The sequence below is a fragment of the Pseudoalteromonas sp. SWYJZ12 genome (assembly GCF_015864395.1).
Taxonomy (GTDB): domain Bacteria; phylum Pseudomonadota; class Gammaproteobacteria; order Enterobacterales; family Alteromonadaceae; genus Pseudoalteromonas; species Pseudoalteromonas arctica.
In genome coordinates this window covers 1-1,186 of sequence record NZ_JADYXH010000051.1, presented here as the reverse complement: position 1 = coordinate 1,186, position 1,186 = coordinate 1, and the positions used below count along the sequence as shown (strand labels likewise).

Below are 1,186 nucleotides of genomic sequence, written 5' to 3'. Positions count from 1 at the left end.
ATTACGCTACGATAGTTGCTACAACACCAGCACCTACAGTACGACCACCTTCACGGATAGCAAAACGAAGACCTTCATCCATCGCGATTGGTGCGATTAGAGTTACTGTCATCTTGATGTTATCACCAGGCATTACCATTTCTACGCCATCTGGTAACTGTACGTCACCCGTTACGTCAGTTGTACGGAAGTAGAACTGTGGACGGTAACCTTTGAAGAATGGAGTATGACGACCACCTTCATCTTTCGAAAGTACGTATACTTCTGAAGTGAATGTAGTATGTGGGTTGATTGAACCAGGCTTAGCTAGTACTTGACCACGTTCAACGTCTTCACGTTTAGTACCACGTAGAAGTGCGCCGATGTTTTCGCCAGCACGACCTTCATCTAGAAGCTTACGGAACATTTCAACACCAGTACAAGTAGAACGAGTTGTATCATTGATACCAACAATTTCTACTTCGTCATTGATGCGGATGATACCAGCTTCAACACGACCAGTTACAACAGTACCACGACCCTGGATTGAGAAAACGTCTTCGATAGGCATGATGAAAGGCTTATCGATGTCACGCTCTGGCTCTGGGATGTAAGTATCAAGTGCGTTTGCAAGCTCAACAATCTTATCTTCCCACTCTTTCTCGCCTTCTAACGCTTTAAGCGCAGAACCAGCAATTAGAGGTAAGTCATCACCTGGGAAATCGTATTCTGAAAGAAGTTCACGAACTTCCATTTCTACTAGTTCAAGTAGCTCTTCGTCATCAACCATGTCACATTTGTTCATGAACACGATGATGTAAGGAACGCCAACTTGACGAGAAAGAAGGATGTGCTCACGCGTTTGTGGCATAGGGCCATCAGTCGCAGCAACTACTAAGATCGCGCCGTCCATTTGAGCAGCACCAGTGATCATGTTTTTAACATAATCGGCGTGACCAGGACAATCTACGTGTGCGTAGTGACGTGAAGGAGTATCGTATTCAACGTGAGACGTTGAAATAGTGATACCACGTTCGCGCTCTTCAGGAGCGTTGTCGATTGATGCGAAATCTTTAGCAACACCGCCGTATACTTTTGCAAGTACGTTAGTGATTGCTGCAGTTAGTGTAGTTTTACCGTGGTCAACGTGGCCGATTGTACCAACGTTTACGTGCGGTTTTACGCGTTCAAACTTTTCTTTTGCCAT

Annotated in this window: 1 protein-coding gene; it reads right to left on the bottom strand. The window is 45.1% G+C overall.

Features of this window, described 5'->3' with window-relative positions:
- Position 1 precedes the first annotated feature (1 nt).
- Positions 2-1,186 carry an elongation factor Tu gene (tuf, locus tag I6F42_RS19960; protein ID WP_024589451.1) on the bottom strand — a complete coding sequence of 395 codons (1,185 nt, stop codon included), beginning with the start codon at positions 1,184-1,186 and terminating at the stop codon, positions 2-4.

Excerpts from the sequence above, each read along its gene's own strand:
- tuf (WP_024589451.1), bottom strand. The coding sequence starts at position 1,186 with ATGGCAAAAGAAAAGTTTGAACGCGTAAAACCGCACGTAAACGTTGGT.